The organism is Corynebacterium auriscanis (assembly GCF_030408435.1).
Taxonomy (GTDB): domain Bacteria; phylum Actinomycetota; class Actinomycetes; order Mycobacteriales; family Mycobacteriaceae; genus Corynebacterium; species Corynebacterium auriscanis.
The window spans coordinates 790,562-809,414 of sequence record NZ_CP047046.1 but is presented as its reverse complement, the minus strand read 5'-3'; the positions used below and the strand labels follow the sequence as shown (position 1 = coordinate 809,414).

The following is an 18,853-nucleotide window of genomic DNA, read 5'->3' as shown; positions in this document are numbered from 1 at the left end:
TCCCGAGCACAGCGCTTCTCGCGGAACACACGCGTGGACGGGTTGTAGTTGCAGCGTCAGCCAGCGTGATGCACACTTCTAGAAATATAGCTTAGTGTTCCGCGTCACGTTGCCGAATTCCATTTTGGCACACACCTCAGACATTGCAGTACTCGGCAGAAAACCCCCCATTCGACCACCTCGCACACTTTTTCGCATGGCATAAACTGCCCGCCACCGGCACAATGAACAACTATGAATTCAGATGTCACCCGCACTCTGCACGAGCTGGCCGATCACTGTGGCGTAGCCACGTCCTACACGGGCCAGGACGGCAGCACAGTTACGGTCGACGAGGCCACAATCATCTTTACTTTGCGGGAGTTGGGGGTCGACATCCCTTCCGACGGTGTGGAAGCTTTTCATCTCGACGCCGCGCTGGCCACGATGAAATACCACAAATTGGCGCGAATGATCCCCCCGACAGTGACTGCACGGGCGCAGCGCGCACAAAACCTCACAGTGAACTGTGTCGATGGTGAACGCGTCCAAGTCACGGCCATCCTCGAAGATGGCTCCGAGCACGTGCTCGAACAGCTGAATACGTGGGTGCCACCGGAAACGGTGTCCGTGCCGGCCGGGGTGGCGTCAAATCAAAAAAACAACGAAGCAACCGAAACCAACATGACTTTCGGAACCGCTACCTTCCAGCTGCCGAAGCTGCCCGCAGGGTGGCATACACTGCGAGTGCAGGCCGAAACCACGCAGGCGGAGGCCACGTTGTTGGTGAGCCCGGATCGGTTGAGCAAGACCCAGGAACTGCTAGACAACCCAGCCACGGGGGTGATGGCGCAACTGTACTCGGTGCGCGATACCGGCGCGTGGGGGCTGGGCGATTATGCCACGATCGGAGCACTGGGGCGGGCGCTCAACCAATTGGGCGGGGCAGATTTCTTACTGGTCAACCCCATGCATGCGGCCGAGGTGGCAATCCCGGTAGAGGATTCGCCGTACCTGCCGACCACGCGCCGCTACTCCAACCCCATTTACCTGCGCATTGAGAACATTCCAGAGTATCGACAAAGGCCGGAACTACACGACGATATCGCCCAGTTGCGCGCCGGGGTGGCTACGGCCAACGACCAGGCCGAGCTGCTAGATCGCAACGCAGTTTGGGCTGCCAAACTGCAGGCGCTAGCGGCCATCTACGAGGCGGGCCTGCCAGTAGACAGGCTGCGACAGCTGCAGGAGTTCATTGACCGCGAAGGCGAGGGCCTCGAAGGTTTCGTCACGTGGTGCCAAGCGAGCGCGGGCGATTGGTCGAACCTCGGAGCCAATTTCTGGGCTTGGGTGCAGATGCTATGCCAGGAACAAGAACTGGCAGCACAAAACGAACTGAAACAATACCAGCGTATTGGGCTGCTGGCGGACCTCGCCGTGGGTGTGCACCCCGGTGGCGCCGATGCGCGCAGCTTGGAATACGTATTGGCTCCGGGTGCCAGCGTGGGTGCACCACCGGACGGATACAACCAGCAAGGACAAGACTGGTCGCAACCGCCATGGCATCCGTGGAAGCTAGCCGAGCACGGTTACCTCCCGTGGCGGGATATGCTCCGCACAATTCTGCGCACTGCCGGAGGGATCCGCGTTGATCACGTGCTGGGGTTGTTCCGACTGTGGTGGATTCCCCGAATGCAATCCCCCACCACGGGCACATATGTGCACTATGACCACGAGGCAATGGTCGGAGCACTCATCCTCGAAGCCGAGCGGGCCGGGGCCGTGGTGGTCGGTGAAGACCTTGGCACGTTCGAACCCTGGGTGCAGCAGTACCTAGCCGATCGACACGTGTTGGGAACCACCGTGGTGTGGTTCGAAGGCGATGCCAACGGACCAAAATCTCCGGATCGTTACCGAGAGCTCAGCCTGACAAGCGTGACCACCCACGATTTACCACCCACTGCGAGTTACCTACGGGGTGGTCACATCACGCTGCGCGAAGAACTAGGTGTGTTGACGACCACCGTGGAGGAAGAGTTTTCTAACGACGCGCAGTGGCAGGTGCAGGTGCTATCGAAGATTGCCCAAGCCGGCGCTTTCGCAGGGTTGCCATTCGAGGAGTATTCTGCGCGCATCGCCGACGAACTACAGGACCCTGTGCATGGTCGCGATAACCGCCCCGGTGGCGCCGATGGGTTGGGCGGCGATAATCCCGGCAACGCACACAGCTCCGGCATTATCGAGGGTATGCACCGCTTCCTCGCCTTGACCCCCAGCGCGATGCGATGCGTTGCGCTGGCGGATATGGTCGGCGACGTGCGGGCCCAAAACCAGCCAGGCACCACCCAAGATGTCTACCCCAACTGGCGCATTCCTCTATGCGATCACGATGGGAACGCCGTCACCGTGGAAGACCTGCCCAACAAGGCATTAGCCCGGAACGTACTGCGGGCAGCGCGGGGATAAGTGAGTAGCACAGGGCGGCTAGGTTCTAGAAGAACGTCCCCGCCATCCATGCCACAAGAATCAGAATGAGCAGCAGGATCAGGGCCTGCCTCACCTTCGAATGGTGTTTCACAGCCTCTTCCTTCCAGTCCCCGCCGGAACAACCCCGTGGCGACCAATCAATTCCGACAACATATATATCGACAGCTTAAACCGCGTCCACATTCTTTGGGGAATCCCGATGCCCATCTGTCTGCGGATCCTCCACGGGCTGTGCCAGCATGTCACGCTCTTCGGATGAGGTAGGAACCACCACCTCCAACAGCTTCAGGACAAGAAATGCCAATGCGGCGGAGAGTGCCAAAAGGAACACAACAACCAGCGGAGTTTGGATCCAGACCGGCGCGTTAAACAGCCATCCCCACAGCGCACTCATTGAACGGCGCCATCCAACCCACGCCGGCGCAACAGCGGTTCCACGGACTTCTGCTGCCCGCGGAACATCCAGAACGCATCTTCGTAATCGATAGTTGCACCACGGGACAAGATCATTCGGCGGAACCGATCTCCGGCTGCACGCACGTCGTCTGGGTCAATGTCCCCATCTACCGATTCCCCACGCGCCGCGCCGGTATCGACAAACGCTTGGAAACCATCTGCATCCAACACCTCGGCCCACAGGTAGGACCAGTAGCCCGCGGAGTACCCTCCCGCGAAAATGTGGTTGAAGTACTCGGAACGGTACCGCGGCGCGATCATGCCATCCATATCCACCCCGGCCCGCTGCAAAGCGGACGCCTCGAAATCCTCTACATCGGTGACCTGTTGGGCGTCGTCAAAAGAAAGTGTATGCCAAGCCAAGTCCACCCAGCACGCCGCGAGGTACTCGGTAGTGGCAAATCCCTGGCCCCACTTCGACTGCTCACGAACAGCCTGCACCAGCTCTGCCGGCAGTGGTTCACCTGTATCCACGTGACGCGCATAGTTAGCCAGGATCTCCGGCTCCAGCGCCCAGTTTTCGTTGATCTGGGATGGGAACTCTACAAAGTCGCGGGGCACGCTGGTGCCAGACAAGCTGGGATACCGCACGTCAGAGAGCAAACCGTGCAATCCATGCCCAAACTCGTGGAACACGGTCATGACCTCATCGATCGTTAGCAGCGCCTGCTCACCTGCCGCAGGTTTCGCAATGTTCATCACATTGACCACAACGGGGGCTTGGCCTTTGAGGTTCGATTGGTCCACGAAGCTGCTCATCCACGCGCCACCGCGTTTGGTGGGGCGCGCGTACATATCGGTGAGCAGCAAGCCGATGCCTTCGCCGCTATCCCCTTCGGTCACCTCCCACACCTTGACATCCGGGTGGTAACCCGTGAGGTCCTCGCGCCGGGTGACCTTGATGCCATACAGGCGTTCGGCTGCATAGAATGCCCCAGCCTCCAACACGGAATCCAGCGGGAAGTACTTCTTCAACTCGGCTTCATCTACGCTGAGTTCTTCGGAGCGCAGCTTTCCTGCCCAATATGGCCAATCGGCGCTGGATAATGTACCTTCTGCGCCTTCGGAGACCGCGCGTTTATCCGCTGCCCGCTTGTACTCACCCCACGCGTTGGCCACGGCCGCCGGGGTCAACTGGTTCAGCAGTTCCTCCACAGCCTGGCGACTGCCTGCGGTTTCCACCTCCGCCACGAAATCCGCGTGTGTGTCATACCCCAGCAAGTTAGCCCGGCGCGCCCGCAATTGCGCGATCTGCAGCAACGCCTTGTGCGTGGCGCCCTTGGCACGGTGCAGAGATGCCTCGTGGATGTGGGCTCGTGCTTCGGGATTGGTCAAACTTTCCAGAATCGGCTGCACGGAAGGCAATCCCAACCGGATGAGCCATCCCTGCTTGCCTTCATCCTTCGCGGCCTGCGCAAAGTAGGCTTTTTCGCTCTCACTCAGGCCTTCCACCTGATCGGCATCGGTGAAAAGAACCGCGTTATCGGCGGTGGCTTGTTGCAAGGTAGTGCCGAAAGCAGTCGTCAGTTCGGCCAATTGTGCATCGATTTCACACAGCGTGGCGCGCTGATCCTTATCCAAGTTGGCCCCACCGCGCACGAATCGGCGCGTCCAGTACTTTTGCAGTGCTTCTTCTTCCCCACCCTCGGGTGCAGCCGGGATAGCCTGGATCCGCTTCCACAGTTTCTCGTTCAGCAGCATGTCGCTGGTGTGCGCTGCCAGTACAGGGGAAATCTTGGCCTCGATGTCTTGAATCTTGTCGGTGGCCATGGAGCCGGAATAGTTAAAGACAATTGCCAATACTCGGTCCAGCATCTCGCCGGATTCTTCGAGTGCCTCGAACGTGTTCTCCCACGTCGGCTGACTGGGATTGTTGGCGATCGCTGCGATCTCTGCCGCGTGATCATCGATGGCGGTCTGGAAAGCCGGGATTATCGAGCCGTCTTCCAGCGCCTTATCCACTGCTTCGAAGTCAGGAAGCTCATAGGGCAATTCGGAAGGTTGCAGGAAGTAGTTCATAGCCACCCACTCTAATTATTTGGTTCGACACACGAGTTCACCAGCTCTCAATTAGCATCTGTTTTCATGACTGCACCCACCTCGCAAGCTCACCCTCCGCTGGATATCGCCACTGAACAAGGAACGGTTCGTGGCTGGCGAGGAGATGTTGCCGACCATTGGACCGCTGTCCCCTATGCCAATGATCTGGCCAATACGGCGGATCTGTTCTCCCTTCCCACTGCCCCCTCCCCTTACCCTGACGGTCTTTTAATCGCCGATCGCTCCCGTCGCGGTTCGCGACATACTTTGAGCATTGCCTCTCCTGCTGGGGCTTGTTTATCCGACGCCGCGCGCCCCGTCGTCGTGTTTATCCATGGTGGTCGGTACGAGATGGGTGAGGCTGATTCCCTGTGGTACCGTGGCAGCAATTTTGCTAGGGACAACTGTGTTTATGTGGCCGTGAACTACCGTCTGCGTTTTGAGGGATTCTTGCCACTTGCCGACGAACCAGATGTGGCGCAATCTCAGCGTCGACCGATATACCGGGGTGTGGAAGATATCTTTTGCGCGCTGCAGTGGGTGCAGCGCAACATCGCCAGTTTCGGTGGTGATCCGAGCAACGTCACGCTCATGGGTCAGTCCGCCGGTGGCGCCTTGACGCACTGGGTGCTTTCGGATCCCCGCAGCCAGGGGTTGGTGCACCGCGGTGTGTGCCTATCTATGGGGTTGCCACGCACGGGCTGGCCGGAACGCGTGGATATGGCTCGCAAAGTCCTCGGCGGTCCGCTGACCATGGACCACATCGGCAGCTTAAGCCGGCAACAAGTGAAATCTGCATATCAGAGTTTCGCTGCCAAATACCCGTCGGATTGTGCAGTCGGACCGTTCCCCTGGGACCCAACGGCCCTGCGCGATCTACCTATGATCATGGGTAGCATGCGAGATGAGTTCGTACGTACGCCGATTGCCACGAAATGGGATCCGTATTTCACCAGCAAGAACCCCGCCAAACGCCTTGTAGCCCGCGCAGTAGCGGTGCTTGCCGCTAAGACTATGGGGTTGGGGATCGGGGTGGCGTCGAAAACAAATTGGCGAGCCCTGACACACGATGAGCGGGCCTACTACCGTTACGAGCGCGGCGAGCAGCCCTTTCGGCCAATCGGTCACATGGTGGGCGATTCAACAATTCGCCGCTTTGTGTCCGCTGCATTGGAGGCGCGCGGTGATGCGCCTACCTGGGCATATGAATTCCACAGTGGGCGTGGGGAGGCGAGCCAGCATTCTCCGGAGCAACACTGCAAGGATTCCGATGCGCAGCACTGTGGGGACCTTCCGTTGGTTTTCGATGATCTCACCACCGAGCCCGAGTCCGTCGAAGGCTTCTGTGGCAAAGACGCGCCCGCGCGCCTGCAACCACTGGCAACGCGTTTCCATCACATCGTGGTGGATTTCGCGCATGGCAAGGATCCCGATTGGCCCCGCTACCAGCCCCACGGTGAGCGACTGACGAAGTTGTTCGATATGAGCGATTGCTCCGAATCTGTGGCCAGCGATCCGCTACGTGAGGTGCGCCGGCTATTCCCCTTTGCCGATTAACCGTCCACTATGGTGGGAACCATGACCGATTCAACTGATCTCAAGCTGGTGTGCGTTCCCGACGAAACCACGTTGCGACGTCGCGGGACGATGAAGTGGACGGTCTACCCGGATGACGTCCTGCCCGCATGGGTAGCCGAGAGCGATTTCGCCACCTGCCCTGTGGTGCACGATGCCATCAGACAGGCCGTGGATAACGAGTACTTCGGGTATGAGCGCCGAGATGGCTCCCCGCAGCGCGCGTTTGCAGAGTTCCAGCGCGAGCGTTTTGGGTGGGATGTGGACCCGAAGTGGGTGCGCTTGGTGCCGGACGTGGTGAAGGGCGTGGCGGTCGCCATTGACGAACTAACGCCCGCCGACAGCGCCATCGTTATCACCACGCCCAGTTACTTCCCGTTTTTCGACGTGCCACGTGCCACCAAACGCCCGGCGATCTTCGTGCCGATGGTGCGCACGGCTGGATCTGGTACAGGCGGATCGGGTTCTGAGGAGTGGGCTTTTGATTACGACGCTCTAGATAGCGCCTTTGAGCAGGCCGGTTCCATGATCGTGTGCAACCCCTACAACCCGCTGGGGCGCGCATTCCGTCCCGAGGAACTGCAGCGGCTAGTGGAGTTAGCCGATCGGCACGGGGTGCGCCTGATTTCCGACGAGATCCACGCGCCCGTGGTGTATTCCCCCGCCACGCACACCCCCACCGCGTCGATTTCCGATGTGGCAGCGCAGGTAACTGTCACCGTGACAGCGACGTCGAAGGGGTGGAACACCGCAGGGCTGCACTGCGCGCAGATGGTATTCACCAATCCAGAAGACCGCGCGGTCATGGACAAGGTGCATCCATTGCGCACAGGTGCGGCTTCTACCTTGGGGCAAGTATCCATGATGGCCGCATATGTGCAAGGGCAAGAGTGGCTGGATGAAGAGCTAGCTTACCTCTCCGGGAACCTCGATCTGCTGGAACAGCGACTTCCCCAGGCCCTGCCGGGCGCCCAGTTCGAGCGGCCGGAAGCCAGCTTTCTGCTGTGGGTAGATCTGCGCGGGGTACCCGGACTGGCAGAAAAGCCGGCTGCCAAGATTCTGGAACGTGCGCGTGTGGCCTTCAGCGAAGGCACCAGTTTCGGTGACGAGGGCGAAGGGCACGTACGTATCAATTTTGCGACGTCACGCGCTATTCTTAATGAAATTCTAGACCGGTTGGAGGCTGTCTCATTCACCGACTAGCGTTGGTTGGGTGATTGCATCCTTCGCGCGGATCTTCCGCACTACCCGTGAGCTCTGGCCCTTCTACATCATCGTGGTGATCGCCAGTTTGGCTACCGCGATACTAGCCTTGGTTGCCCCTTTCCTCGTCAAGGAAGCTACAGACGCAATCGTGGCAGCCGTCAACAGCCGTGGCGAAAACCCCCAGGCCGTATCCGATGCCTCCCGCACGGTGATTTACCTAGCCCTGGCGTTACTGGGTGCCGAACTACTCAGCACGATCGTTCGCAATATCGGCGGTTGGTACGGCGATGTGATGAGTATGCGGATGCGCCAAATCCTGTCTAATCGCTATTTCGCCAAGCTGCTTGCCCTCCCGCAGTCGTACTACGACAAGCAGGTCACCGGCACCATCATTTCTCGTCTAGACCGCTCGATCTTGGGGTTGACGGATTTCATCAAATCCTTCGCCAACAACTTTTTCTCCATGCTCATCACGGTGATCATGATCTTGGTGATTACCGCAATCTACTATTGGCCACTCGCTCTGCTGCTGGCGATTATCTTTCCGCTGTATCTCTACCTCACCATGCTCACGTCTAGAAAGTGGATTGTGTGGGAGAAGGACAAAAATGAGCACATCGATATCGCTCAAGGTCGCTTCGCTGAAGTCATCGGACAAGTTAAGGTCGTAAAGTCTTTCGTCACCGAGCTTCGCGAACTGCGCCTGTTCCAAGGTCACTTTGCTGAAACTATCAAGCTCACCAAGGTGCAGTCCCGCTTCTGGCACTGGATGGATGTGCTGCGCATGGGTGGTATGAACGTCATCTTCGCGGCCATCTACCTCACGCTGTTTTGGCGCACGCTCCACGGAGATTTTTCCATCGGCGACATGGTTTTGCTGCTGCAGCTTGTGACTATGGCCCGCCAGCCAGCCTCCATGATGAGCTGGATGGTGGATACCGCGCAACGTGCAGCCGCAGGTTCACGCGAATACTTCGAAGTGATGGAGGAGCTGGACGAGCCCTCAGCGACTCGCCCTCTTTTGGAGGCCGCGCGTCCCGGGGGTCCGATGTTGGTGGACGAGGGTGATATTAAGTCGGCCGCCGTACCCCAGCTGCAGGCTCCTTCTTCTGGGCCAGTTATTGAATTCGACGCCGTCACGTTCGGCTACCTCGCCAATGAACCGGTGATTCACGATGTGTCGTTTGCGGCTTCTGAAAACGAAACCATGGCTCTGGTAGGTGAATCCGGTGGCGGAAAATCCACACTGGTCAATCTACTGCTGGGTCTGTACCGGCCCAGTTCGGGAACCCTGCGAGTGTGCGGTCGCGACGTCACGGAACTTACCGCCGCTGAACTGCGCAGCTCCGTGGGGGTGGTTTTCCAAGAACCTGCGCTGTTTTCCGGCACGATCCGCGAGAACATTGCCTATGCCAAGCCAGGGGCCACCCAGGAAGAAATCGAGGATGTCGCGAAGCGAGCCTTTGCCCATGACTTCATCATGGGATTCACCGATGGGTACGACACCCTGATTGGCGAGCGGGGCCTGCGCCTGTCTGGTGGCCAGAAGCAGCGTATCGCGGTGGCCCGGGCCATGCTCAAGGATGCTCCCGTGCTCATTCTGGACGAAGCCACCTCAGCGTTAGATACCAAGGCCGAACGCGTAGTCCAGGCCGGCCTAGATGAGCTGATGGTGGGGCGCACCACTTTGGTGATCGCCCACCGACTGTCGACGATCGCGGACGTAGATAAAATCATCACCTTGGATAACGGCCGCGTGGATGAATGTGGTTCCCCCGCGGAATTGGCCGTTTCGGGTGGCATCTACTCCGAACTGTTGCGATTGACTAACTCCAATTCGGCGGCAGATCGCAAGCGGTTGAAAGCTTTCGGGTTCTACGACCACGCCGAGGGCGAGGACGAAGACGAAGACGAAGAAAAACTGATCGAGCAACACTAAAACGGCCAAAAATGGGGCAGATTCACTTCGTCTTGCATTATGGGATGAAAATCCCAATATATCGCCGTACAGTGGGCGTATCTACCAGCGCTTTTAAGTTTTGCACCCCGAAGCGCTTGCATACATCTTTTGAGTAGCTAAACCCCATTGACGGAAAGGCCCAAGCGTTGTCTCAGGCAGAAGAAGAGTTTTCGATTCCCACCATTGACATTCTCGGTCAGGACGGCGGACCTCGCCGCATCGAGAGTTATGTGAACACGAAAGGCGAACTGGTCGGCGTCAAAGAAGAAAAAGCTCGGCTAGAAGAGAAACAAACCCGCACCAACGACCGCGCCCACGTTTTCCACAGCTGGTCGGCGCAAGCAAAGATTGATCCGCAACCATTGGCAGCAGCCAGCGGTGCGTGGGTTTTCGATTACGAAGGCAAGGGATACCTGGATTTGGGCTCCCAGCTGGTTTCCGCCAATCTGGGCCACGGACATCCGGCATTGGTGCGGGCCATTCAACGCCAAGCTGCACGGATCTCCAACCTCAACCCGGCATTCGCCAACGACCAGCGCAGTGAGCTCGCCGCTGGCATCATTGCGCGTGCACAAGGTGAGTTCAGTCATGTCTTCTTCACCAACGGTGGCGCGGATGCTGTTGAGCACGCTATCCGCATGGCACGTCTCAGTACCGGAAAATCGAAGATCCTCACGGCCTACCGCAGTTACCACGGCGCTACGGGCTCAGCGATGATGGCCACTGGTGAGGCCCGCCGTCACGGCAATCCCACTACCGATGGGGACATCCGGCACTTCTGGGGGCCATTCAATTACCGCAGTGCGTTCTACGCTAGCTCTCCAGAACAAGAGTGCGAGCGCGCGCTGGAGCACTTAGAACAAACGTTGATCGCCGAAGACGATGTCGCCGCCGTACTGATCGAGTCGATGGTCGGCTCCAGCGGTGTGATCGCTCCCCCAGCCGGTTACCTCGAGGGCATACGTGAAATCTGCGATCGCCACGGTGCGTTGTGGATCGCCGACGAGGTCATGGTTGGATTCGGCCGCACAGGAAAGCTGTTCGCTTACGAGCACGGCGGTTCTGACCTGCAGCCTGATCTGGTGACCTTCGCCAAAGGGGTTAATGCCGGAATGGTTCCCCTCGGTGGTGTGATGATGACGGCCGACGTGGAGAAGACCTTCGAAGAGCGCCCCTACCCCGGTGGTTTGACGTATTCCGGTCACCCACTGGCAGTGGCTCCAGGTGTTGCCGCGCTGGAGGTATACGAGGCAGAGGGAATCTTCGATCGCGTTGCCACCTTGGGCAAGGAAGTTCTAGGCCCGGGGTTGCAGCGGATCGGCGAGAGGTACGGAATTGTTGGAAACGTTCGTGGCTTGGGATTCTTCTGGGCGTTGGAGTTTGTGCAGGACGCGGAAGCGAAGACCCCTTTGGATGGTGCAACCATGGGCAAGATCGGCGGTGCGCTAAAGCAGGCCGGTATCTGGCCAGTTGTTTCCGGCCACCGCATTCACGTTGCGCCACCCTTGGTGACGAGCGAAGCCGACCTGATGTTTGCGCTGGAGCAATTGGATAAGGCTATTGCTGCGGTGGCGTAACCTGCGCGCTGAAATTCCTGGACGGGTTTTCGGGCGGGGTAATGAGAACACGCCGGGCAGCTAACACCGCCGAATAGTAAAACGGCGCCGGGCAGCTAACACCGCCGAATAGTAAAACGGCGCCAAACAAGCTAAAGGCCCTATCCAAGGAAGTGCAACACACCTCCCAGATAGGGCCTTGGCCCTGCTATTGGTGCAGGACTGCGATGGTTTACTTATCGCCAGCGTCGCCAATAACCTTGTTAATGGCATCCGCGGCCTTGTTCTTGACCTCGTTTGCCTTTTCCTTCACGGAAGCCTGCGTCTGATCTGCGCGGCCTTCGTTCTTCAGGCTCTCGTTGCCGGTAGCATCGCCAGCGGTCTCCTTGGCCTTACCAGCCAGGCCCTCTGCCTTGTTCTTCAGCTCGTCTGCACCCATGGTTAACTTCCTTTCGTCGGTGTAGGATTCGCCGATCGCGTATTGGATCGGAGAATATAACGTACGTTTTCCACTGTACGCGTTGATGCGACCCCGTGGGGTGGCTTCCACCTTTAGATCACGTGGCCCTCGCCTCGAGGCGAGGTCTGCATGGTCCGCCCCGCATCAACATCAACGGCAAACTACTTGGAGTAGTCGTAGAATCCCTTGCCGGATTTACGGCCGGTGTGACCTGCGGTAACCATGCGGCGCAGCAGTGGTGGGCAAGCGTAAGAAGGGTCGCCGTACTCCTGGTACATCACGTCTGCGATGAAGGCACAAGTATCCAAGCCAACCATATCGGCCAGTGTCAATGGACCCATGGGGTGCGCTGCACCCAGCTTCATGCCGTTATCGATGTCCTCTGCAGTCGCCACACCCTGTTCCACCATGCGGATAGCGGACAGCATGTAAGGCACCAGCAGGAAGTTCACGATGAAGCCGGAGCGATCCTTCGCGCGGATCGCGGTCTTACCCAGCTGCTCGGTGGCGTACTTCTGCGCACGCTCCACGATTTCCTCATCGGTGGTTAGCGCAGGGATGACCTCCACCAGCGGCAGCACTGGTACTGGGTTGAAGAAGTGCAGCCCCATCACGCGTTGTGGGTTGTCGGTCGCGGATGCGATCGTCTGGATTGGCAGTGAGGAAGTGTTGGAGCACAGTGGAGCCTTCTTGTCTTCCACGATGGCATCCAGCTTGGCGAAGACATCCTTTTTCACATCCTCGTTTTCGATGATCGCTTCCATGACCATCTCACGGTCTGCGAAATCCTCGAGGTTGGTGGTGAACGACAGTCGCTGTACCGCTGCATCGCGGTCTTCTTCTGACAGCTTGCCGCGCTCAACTGCCTTAGCGAGAGACTTTTCGATGCGGGCCTTACCGGCGTCGGCAAATTCCTGCTTCGCCTCCCACACCAAAACATCGCTACCTGCCTTAGCCGCCACCTCGGCGATACCTGCGCCCATGAGGCCGGCACCAATTACACCTACGCGCTGAACCATATTCGCTCCTTGAAATCTGTATACGGGTATATGTTCTTTACTTCTTACCAGTGTAACGACGTTCCCACCGCCGGGGGCCGGCTTTCTTTTACTTGACGCCAAAATCCCCCATGAGCCAGTGGCACATGAGGGATAAAGATGCGTGGAATCGAGGTGCGCTAGTTGCGATCGTCCGCAACAGGCTTGATCTGCTGGTCGTCCTCGTCGAGAGGCACACCGTTTTCGTCGACACGGTTGCCGTCCTCATCGATTAGTTCGCCCTCGTCGTTGATCAGGCGCCCTTCGTCATCAACCAAGTCCCCATCTTGGTTGTACTGTGGCTTGTCCTTGACGGGTTCTGGGTCCTCATCGACGTCACCGTCAACACCGAGGTTGCCTTGAATGCGCACGTTACCGGGGATCACTAAGCTACCGTCTTCATCAAACTCGAAACGCGGAAGCTCATTGCCCTCTTCGTCGTAACCCGGAGCTGGGCGCGACTCGTGCTCTTCCAGTTTCTCCGCGGAATCCGTACGACCCCATTGCCGGGTGACGGGCTCTGGTCGCGCTGCGTAATCGTCGTGCATGCCGCGCAAGAGAGAGTACATCATGACGAAGTTGATCACGAAGAACGGGAAGCCAATGATGATCACAACTTCCTGCAGGGTGGAGATGCCGTCTTCTGGCGCCATGACCAAGATCGCACCTGCCACCGCTCCGATGAGCAACGCCCACAAAACACGGTACAGCGTTGGTGTCTTGTTCTCTTCACCGGCAGAGAACATATCGGTGATCATCGCCGCGGAGTCGATCGAAGTGATGAAAAAGATCGCGACGATGATCAGCGCGAAAACGGAGACGGGGAATACCCACGGGAAGTGCTCTAGGAACCCGAATAATGCGAACGCAGTATCCTGCTCCTGAACAACCCGATCCGTGAGAGCGCCGGGTTGATTCTGCTCAATGTCCAAACCGGCGAAGCCAAATACGGAGAACCACACAATGGAGAAAATCGTTGGCAGCGCCAAAACACCACCGATGAATTCGCGCACCGTGCGACCGCGGGAAATACGGGCAACGAACATACCCACAAATGGCGACCAACAGATGGTCCACGCCCAGTAGAAGACCGTCCACTTGCCCTGCCAACCTGGGTTCACATCTTGAGAATCAGACCAGAACATAATCTTTGGCAGGTAATCAGCGTAGATGGATGCCGTATCCATGCTGCCACGCAGCAACACCAAAGTGGGGCCTGTTGCGAGGATGAAGATCATCAACACCACAGCCATGAGGATGTTGGCATTGGACAGAATCTTAATCCCCTTGTTCAGACCACTCGCTACTGAGAAGCAAGCGATGACGCAAATCACAGCGATAACAGCAACCTGGACCCATGCCACCGTGGGTGCGCCAAAAAGTTTGGCCAACCCGGCGTTGATCTGAAGCGCACCCAGACCAACCGAGACTGCAATACCGAACACGGTCCCGATGATCGCGAGGGCGTCGATCAATTTACCTGGCCAGCTGTAAATCTTGGCCCCAAGAATCGGCGCAAAGATGGAGGAAATGCGCGGTGGCAAGTGGCGCTTGTAAATGAAGTACCCCATTGCCAGGCCAGGCAGCGCGGAAATCACCCACATGTGCACACCAAAGTGGTACATCGTGAAGCCCATGGCTTCGCGAATTGCTTCTCGACTCAGCGGCTGCGTGTCCTGCATGGGCACGTTAGTGACGTGGTTGAGGGGTTCAGCTACACCGAAAAACATCAGTACACTACCGATACCACCGGCAAAGAGCATCGCAAACCAGCTGGCAGTGGAGTGCTCCGGCTGCTCACCGTCTCCGCCCAAACGCATGCGGCCAAAGTGAGAGACGAAGATACCAATGAGGAACAAGAACGAGATGGATACACCTCCGATGTACATCCAGTTCAGGTTGGAGAGAAGCCATCCGGCGATCGCGCTGAAGAATTCGCGCGCTCTGCCTTTGAAGATGATCGTTGCAAGAACGAAGACACCAATGAAGCCTACTGAGAGGCCAAAAATGAGAGGATCTGCCGAGCCCTTCTTGTTGTCAGGATTACTGAATTCGTGACCGGGTACCGCTGAGGATTCTTCCACAGCGGCATTAGTTTGGAGGCGGCTCATGGCCTACGCCCGTCCTTTCGTGTTTACCTTTCCACCGACGCACCCTTGTCCGGTGAGACCCGTAGCTGCATCGCTAAGGTTTTTATTAACCGGTTCAGCAGTCTAATGCCTCACCCCTGCTGCATTCATAACTTCGCAGGATTGTGGGGGCACTCAGCGGGTCAGCCACGCCACACACAGCCGACCGGAAAATAGCAAATAATGTGTAAAGATCTCGCAGTGGCCTCACAGAAGCTCTTCAGGATCATGACCTAAATTAGTGCTCAGCGGTCGACAGAAAGGATCCTAGGAATACGAACGGTCATTTATTACTCCTCTTGAAACGTCAGCAAGTTTCCCCGGATGGTTTTCCATCTGGGGTTTCTTGTTTGTGCCAGTGTTCCTCCCCCGCTGGCCGCTACTTCGGTCTCTCCCGCTGGCCGTTACTTCACCAGAGGGAAAGCCAAATTCTCCCTCATGCTGCCACCATTGATCAGCATGATGATGCGATCAACACCTAGGCCCAGTCCACCTGCCGGAGGCATGCCGAACTCAAGTGCGCGCAGGAAATCCTCGTCGACTTCCATTGCTTCAACGTCACCGCCCGCAGCCAGCAGAGACTGCTGTTCAAGTCGCTCGCGCTGTAGCAATGGGTCCGTCAATTCGGAATAAGCGGTGCCAAGCTCCATACCGAAGGCAACCAAATCCCACCGCTGGCAAAGATCAGGGTTATCGGGATGCGGGCGTGTCAGCGGAGAAACACTAGCGGGAAAATCGATATAGAACGTTGGCAGTGTGGTGGAGTCTTCCACAATCTCGCCGTAGATTTCCTCGATTATTTTGCCTGCATCCCACGTGGACTGCGGATGCACACCCACGGCCTGCGCGACCTGGCGCAAGTGCCCTAGGTCGCTGTCCAATCCAATACATGCGAAGGTCGCATCTCCTATATCGGGATGTTCCTGCGCCTGTGTAACCGTGCGGTCCTGCGCCTGTGTAATCATCCGATCCTGCAGCGCATGATTAATCGAATCGATCACGCTGCGAACGGGCCACTCCCCCGAAATATCCACAAACTCTCCAGTACGGGGATCCCGAATGACCGGCTTGCCATGAACGGCTGTGGCTGCAGCACAAATGAGCTTTCGGGCCAGTGCCATCATCGTGCGGTAATCACCATGTGCTTCGTATGCCTCGAGCACCGTGAACTCCGGGTTGTGCTTGTTATCCGCTCCCTCATTGCGAAAATCGCGGCCCAACTCAAATACTCTTGGTAACCCGCCGCACATCAGGCGTTTGAGGTAAAGCTCGGGTGCGATTCGCAAGTATAAATCCATGTTATAAGCATTGATATACGTGCGGAATGGGCGCGCGTTAGCTCCACCGTGAATGGGCTGCAGAATGGGCGTTTCAACTTCCAAATAGTCCCCGCGTACAAGTTCGCCACGCATTGCGTTTAATACTGCAGAGCGTGCCTTGAGGGACTGCAAAACTTGAGGATTCAAAGTCATATCGAGGTGCCGATTGCGCAGGCGCGTTTCCGGATTCTGCAACCCCTTTCGCTTGTCCGGCAATGGGTGCAAGGATTTCGCCTCTATCTGCACCTCTTGCGCCAGCAACGACGGATGCCCCTTGCGCGACGTGCCGACCGTACCCGTCACCCGCACCAGATCTGCCAAATCAATGGAGCTTTCCAGTGTCGCTAAGCGAAGCCGCTCGGGCTTGGCGTCGAATAAAGAACCAGGTGAAAGGGCACCCGAAAAACTATCGCGTTCAACGATGACCTGTGCCAGGCCAGTGTGATCCTGCACGTCGAGGAACAGCACCCCTCCGAAGTAACGACGACCGATGATCCGCCCGGCAACGCTAGCTACGGAATCGGCCGGGAGGTGGGTGATCTCACCGCAGCCATGAGTTGGCTTGCCACCGTGCTGCCACGGATCGATCCCTCGGCTCTGCAAGCGGCGGGCTGTATCAATACGTACCCGGTTTTGATCACCAATGCTGCGCCGGCGCCGGCGGCCCTGCGCAATATCTTCTTCCCACACAGGCAGCAGCGCCAGGGCGGCCTGCCCGCCGACTGTGTTTTCCGTTTCTCCTTGAGCTTGGATCGTATTCGCACGCAGGGGCGCGGGCACGAAGCCCTCTGCCATTCCGGCTGCCAACGCAGTTCGGACGAATGAAGCGGATTCACCGAAGCACATATAGCGCGGGGCCCATTCCGGGTTGTATTTCACGTTCGAACGGTACAGTGCCTCCATTTGCCACCAGCGGGAAAAGAACACCAAAGCCTTACGCACGGCGCGGGTGACTGGCCCAGTATCGACCTTCGTTTCAGTCGCGAAGATCTTGCGGAAAACCGCGAAGTTTAGTGAGATCCGCTGAATGGCCAAGCGTTCGTTAGTACACAGGTGGGCCACCATGGCTTCAATCGTTCCGTTAGGTGAACCCGGCGCGCGACGCATCAGGTCTAGGCTCAATCCGTTACGCCCCCAGGGCACGAAGGACAAATGTGCGACAACCTCGCCGTCGATGAGCGCCTCAATGATCGTGCAACCACCATCACTCGGATTACCCAAACGCGATAAGGCCATAGAAAACCCTCGCTCGTCGGTGGTATCACGCCACTGGTCGGAGCGCTGCTTAACCAACTCCATTTCTTCTTCAGTAAGTTCACTGTGCTGGCGCACACGGAATGTCATGCCCACCCGGTTCGTGCGATTGACCGCTTGGCGCACACCGCGCAGTTCAGGGTCGCCCAAGTGGAACTTTTCCGGATAGATGATAGCTTCATCACCTAGCTGAATGGCGGACAATCCGTGGCGTTTGTAGTACCGCGCACCCTTCTCCGAGGCGCCCATAACTGCCGGAGTCCAACCGTATTCGCGGGAGCGTTTCAGCCAGGCATTGATCGCCTCATCCCACGCATCTTCTGCACCGATGGGATCAGCGGAGGCCAGACTCACACCGGCAAATACGGAGTACGTCACCGCTGCTTGCCCGTTGGGAGCAAACACGACGGCCTTATCGTGGCGCGTGGCGAAATACGCCAAGGAATCATCCGTGTTGAACCGCGCGATCATGGTACGGATGATCTTCTCGTCCGTCTGGCTGATGGCCGCTACGCGTTGTTGGGATCGAAGCAACGTCCACACCGCAGCAACGATCACCACGGCGGAAAGCGCAGACAGAATGAACGCGTCACCCCTGGAGGCATGGCCGTTGAATTGGGAGGGATCGAACAGCGATAACGTCACCGCGTGGTTGAGCACCCATCCGTAGCGGTCCCATCCATGCAGAGTCCCCGGGAACCACGTGATGAGGGCGCACCCGAAGAGGAAAACCACTGTGGTGCCACCCAGCCACACCAGGAATGCTTGGCGCCTCGACCCAGGGCGTGAAAGTGCGGGGAACGCGGGCTTTGCGACCAACAATGTGCAGAACATGAGTGTTTGGACGATCGCCCCCAAACGCAGTAGCGGCAACTCCCGAGCGGGCACGTCGAACGCGCCGGGAGCAAGCACCAGCAATAGGTCCGCGATCACGATCGATCCCAGTGCCACCAGTGCGATCCACCAACCGGCCCGCTTACCAGCCAATAGCGCCCCGCCCAACAGAAACAGGGCCACCGTCCAGGCCAAGGACAACCCCGGCAAGGGCAAGAACACGGTATCCATGAACTTTCGGAACCCGTGTAGCTCCTGGCGCAACGGGAAGAACACGATCATCAGCATGCCGAGCATGGCGTAGCTACACACGGCAATTCCCAAAATGCGTGGCACCATCCGGGTGCTTCGCACCTTGGTCACCTGTTTGCGGGCAAGCCCTGCCGGGCGGGTGACAGCTTTACGGGCCGCGCCTTTACGGGCTGTGCCTTTACACGCTGAGGCTCTCCGGCTATCGGTCTCGACCTTTGTTGCGGTTGCTCCACCCGTGTCGGGAGTACTGGACCGTGGATTCATAGTCACTTGTTTTACCACCTACTGCAGACATCGCTTAGCCACAGC

At 58.0% G+C, this 18,853-nt stretch carries 11 protein-coding genes; 5 read left to right on the top strand and 6 right to left on the bottom strand.

The annotated features are described in order from the left end of the window. The first annotated feature begins 234 nt into the window (after nt 1–234). Nucleotides 235–2,445, top strand: a complete 2,211-nt coding sequence (locus tag CAURIC_RS03360; RefSeq protein ID WP_035113296.1) for a 4-alpha-glucanotransferase — start codon at nt 235–237, stop codon at nt 2,443–2,445. 187 nt (nt 2,446–2,632) lie between these two features. Here CAURIC_RS03360 and CAURIC_RS03355 read toward each other — a convergent pair whose 3' ends face one another. Together CAURIC_RS03355 and CAURIC_RS03350 are read right to left on the bottom strand one after the other, a co-directional pair. Further along, a complete protein-coding gene (locus tag CAURIC_RS03355; protein ID WP_035113295.1) occupies nt 2,633–2,860 on the bottom strand; it encodes a hypothetical protein in 228 nt (75 codons plus the stop codon). Further along, the gene (locus tag CAURIC_RS03350; protein WP_035113294.1) at nt 2,857–4,941 is read right to left on the bottom strand and encodes a M3 family metallopeptidase; all 2,085 of its coding nucleotides are present in this window, start codon (nt 4,939–4,941) and stop codon (nt 2,857–2,859) included. The genes CAURIC_RS03355 and CAURIC_RS03350 overlap by 4 nt, the downstream gene beginning before the upstream one ends. A gap of 66 nt (nt 4,942–5,007) precedes the next feature. Here CAURIC_RS03350 and CAURIC_RS03345 point away from each other — a divergent pair, with 66 nt between their 5' ends. From CAURIC_RS03345 to CAURIC_RS03330, 4 genes are all read left to right on the top strand, one after another. Beyond that, complete coding sequence (locus CAURIC_RS03345; RefSeq protein ID WP_084588088.1) at nt 5,008–6,519, top strand: carboxylesterase family protein; 1,512 nt, start codon at nt 5,008–5,010, stop codon at nt 6,517–6,519. A gap of 21 nt (nt 6,520–6,540) precedes the next feature. Beyond that, nucleotides 6,541–7,740 carry a MalY/PatB family protein gene (locus tag CAURIC_RS03340; protein WP_035113293.1) on the top strand — a complete coding sequence of 400 codons (1,200 nt, stop codon included), beginning with the start codon at nt 6,541–6,543 and terminating at the stop codon, nt 7,738–7,740. Nucleotides 7,741–7,750: 10 nt separating this feature from the next. Next, nucleotides 7,751–9,682 carry an ABC transporter ATP-binding protein gene (locus tag CAURIC_RS03335; RefSeq protein WP_282940346.1) on the top strand — a complete coding sequence of 644 codons (1,932 nt, stop codon included), beginning with the start codon at nt 7,751–7,753 and terminating at the stop codon, nt 9,680–9,682. Nucleotides 9,683–9,933: 251 nt separating this feature from the next. Further along, nucleotides 9,934–11,280, top strand: coding sequence for an aminotransferase class III-fold pyridoxal phosphate-dependent enzyme (locus CAURIC_RS03330; protein ID WP_235700684.1), 1,347 nt, complete (start codon nt 9,934–9,936; stop codon nt 11,278–11,280). A gap of 211 nt (nt 11,281–11,491) precedes the next feature. On the opposite strand, the gene CAURIC_RS03325 is transcribed toward CAURIC_RS03330, so the two are convergent. From CAURIC_RS03325 to lysX, 4 genes are all read right to left on the bottom strand, one after another. Beyond that, nucleotides 11,492–11,698 (bottom strand): CsbD family protein, encoded by a 207-nt coding sequence (locus CAURIC_RS03325; protein WP_035113292.1) that lies wholly within the window; start codon nt 11,696–11,698, stop codon nt 11,492–11,494. A 182-nt stretch (nt 11,699–11,880) separates the two neighbouring features. After that, a complete protein-coding gene (locus CAURIC_RS03320) occupies nt 11,881–12,738 on the bottom strand; it encodes a 3-hydroxybutyryl-CoA dehydrogenase (protein ID WP_035113291.1) in 858 nt (285 codons plus the stop codon). A gap of 158 nt (nt 12,739–12,896) precedes the next feature. Next, nucleotides 12,897–14,867 (bottom strand): BCCT family transporter, encoded by a 1,971-nt coding sequence (locus CAURIC_RS03315; RefSeq protein ID WP_035113290.1) that lies wholly within the window; start codon nt 14,865–14,867, stop codon nt 12,897–12,899. A gap of 422 nt (nt 14,868–15,289) precedes the next feature. Next, nucleotides 15,290–18,808: a bifunctional lysylphosphatidylglycerol synthetase/lysine--tRNA ligase LysX gene (lysX, locus tag CAURIC_RS03310; RefSeq protein WP_290183417.1), complete on the bottom strand. Its 3,519-nt coding sequence runs from the start codon at nt 18,806–18,808 to the stop codon at nt 15,290–15,292. Nucleotides 18,809–18,853 lie beyond the last annotated feature (45 nt).

Excerpts from the sequence above, each read along its gene's own strand:
- CAURIC_RS03360 (WP_035113296.1), top strand. The coding sequence starts at position 235 with ATGAATTCAGATGTCACCCGCACTCTGCACGAGCTGGCCGATCACTGT.
- CAURIC_RS03355 (WP_035113295.1), bottom strand. The coding sequence starts at position 2,860 with ATGAGTGCGCTGTGGGGATGGCTGTTTAACGCGCCGGTCTGGATCCAA.
- CAURIC_RS03350 (WP_035113294.1), bottom strand. The coding sequence starts at position 4,941 with ATGAACTACTTCCTGCAACCTTCCGAATTGCCCTATGAGCTTCCTGAC.
- CAURIC_RS03345 (WP_084588088.1), top strand. The coding sequence starts at position 5,008 with ATGACTGCACCCACCTCGCAAGCTCACCCTCCGCTGGATATCGCCACT.
- CAURIC_RS03340 (WP_035113293.1), top strand. The coding sequence starts at position 6,541 with ATGACCGATTCAACTGATCTCAAGCTGGTGTGCGTTCCCGACGAAACC.
- CAURIC_RS03325 (WP_035113292.1), bottom strand. The coding sequence starts at position 11,698 with ATGGGTGCAGACGAGCTGAAGAACAAGGCAGAGGGCCTGGCTGGTAAG.
- CAURIC_RS03320 (WP_035113291.1), bottom strand. The coding sequence starts at position 12,738 with ATGGTTCAGCGCGTAGGTGTAATTGGTGCCGGCCTCATGGGCGCAGGT.
- CAURIC_RS03315 (WP_035113290.1), bottom strand. The coding sequence starts at position 14,867 with ATGAGCCGCCTCCAAACTAATGCCGCTGTGGAAGAATCCTCAGCGGTA.
- lysX (WP_290183417.1), bottom strand. The coding sequence starts at position 18,808 with ATGAATCCACGGTCCAGTACTCCCGACACGGGTGGAGCAACCGCAACA.